Here is a 346-nt window from a genome sequence, read left to right as displayed (position 1 = left end):
TTGGACAAAACACAGCGAGCTCGCATGACTGACGTCTTGGCACTGGATCCTGAGTTTGAGCAAAACACTCAGGAGCTCACCCAAGGCAGTTCCAGGTTCTTCGATTGGATCACTCAGCTGTCCAAGAACAAAGAACTGCCCAATCTTTCAGAACAAGAGATTGCTGTTGCTAAAAAAGCCAATGAAGAGCATCTCAACGCGCTCAACAGCAAAGTGGCTAAAGAGCGCAAAATCTTGGCATCCAAAGCGCTTCTCTTGTCTTCTGTAGCGCTGCTCATTGCAGGGGGCATTGCCATCTCCTGTGCTCTTGGCCCGGCCGTCATCATCCCTATCTTCCTGGCCGCCG

At 51.2% G+C, this 346-nt stretch carries 1 protein-coding gene; it reads left to right on the top strand.

The features are described from left to right. Nucleotides 1-24: 24 nt before the first annotated feature. Nucleotides 25-346, top strand: a 322-nt coding sequence (locus Lwal_RS09555) for a hypothetical protein (protein WP_157066280.1), incomplete at its 3' end; no start/stop codon positions are given.

Origin of the sequence: Legionella waltersii (genome assembly GCF_001468085.1) — a bacterium.
Taxonomy (GTDB): domain Bacteria; phylum Pseudomonadota; class Gammaproteobacteria; order Legionellales; family Legionellaceae; genus Legionella; species Legionella waltersii.
Note: the sequence above shows the minus strand (reverse complement) of the source record. Positions and strands in the feature narration are given on the sequence as shown.